1 protein-coding gene is annotated in these 1,332 nt (G+C 38.1%); it reads right to left on the minus strand.

What is annotated here, in order from left to right; genetic code table 11:
• Positions 1–36 precede the first annotated feature (36 nt).
• Positions 37–1,137 (minus strand): transposase, encoded by a 1,101-nt coding sequence (locus tag HFM85_RS15955; RefSeq protein ID WP_243097413.1) that lies wholly within the window; start codon positions 1,135–1,137, stop codon positions 37–39.
• Between the last annotated feature and the right edge of the window lie 195 nt (positions 1,138–1,332).

The following is a 1,332-nucleotide window of genomic DNA, read 5'->3' on the forward strand; positions in this document are numbered from 1 at the left end:
AACTATAAATGAGCAAATTTGAAAAAATGCACAAAATTATCCTGCTAATTTCATAAATGCTTCAAAATCATCACTTGCTTTTGCACATAGGAATAGATACTGATACTTTTCCTGATGAACGGCACTACAGATTCGATGATATCCATCTTGAAAAGACCGATATCCGCCAGTTCCTGTGACACAAATATAATGTGTCAGTGACATCAACAGCCAGTACCTCTGTATTCCCTTTGAGGAGCGTATCTGGTATGTATCCAGGGCCAGATGGTTTTTGCATTGCCTGAAAAATATCTCAATCGGCCATCGACAAACATAACAGGAAAGGATCTCCTGTGTAGATAAGGATACATTTGTGCTAATGAAAGCACGTAGTGCTTTAGGATTACCAAATGCTTTTTCAGGATAGCTTAAAAGAACAACTGCATTTTCTATGCCGCTGAGGTTTCCCTCATACCGGTACACATAATAGTTGCGTTTTTTGACTGTGACGAGGTCAAATCCTTTATGTGTTGTGGATCGTTCAGCAGCCAGTTCACTGAGTTTCTTTTTCATTCCTGATGGATACAGCAGACGGTTTGTTTTCAAAGCACCAATGGTATGGAACCCTTTCTGTACAAAAGTATTGATTATTTTTTCAGAAACATACCAGCAGTCACAAAGGAAATAAGACATTACTGGTGGAACAGGCAGTTCCTTTGCAATATTTTGTACAATATCAATCTTGGAAATTGATTTATTGTACATTACAAAAGCATAGTTCAGGACAATGCCGTTACAGGAAAGCATAACAGCTACTGCCTGATGTCCGTAGTCCTGTTTCCCCTTTAAATGGGATTGGTGAAAGTACGCATCTTCAATCGGATGCAGAGCCTGTGACGAAGGCTTTGTCTTTGAAGCTATCGTATCGTCTACAATGCAGAAAACAGGCTTTCCGGTGCGTGCTGCTTCTGAATAAATAATCTCTATAACAGAACGTTTTAACGTATCTGAAAGTAGAGAATCATCCCATTTCCCTGAATTAAGGAAATGTGCAATCGTAGTTCTGTGACAGGAACTGTTTTTAGCAAAATCCGTGGTTTTTCCATGATATCCTGAAATGAAAATGCTGATCAGGATACTTATAAGGTGGTTTATCACCCGGTTCGAATAAAATTTGCATAAATTTAATTTCTTAAGCTGGTTGTATATGAATGCGGAATGATGTATAGTATTTGCGAGAGACACCTTCTTTCGTAAATGTTGCAAATGTTTGTTTAGGCACTTTCATTATACAACACACGGAATCGAGGTGTCTTTCTTTTATGCAAAATCACGAACTTGCTCATTTATAGT

Origin of the sequence: Blautia schinkii, from assembly GCF_013304825.1 — a bacterium.
Lineage (GTDB): Bacteria > Bacillota > Clostridia > Lachnospirales > Lachnospiraceae > Blautia_A > Blautia_A schinkii_B.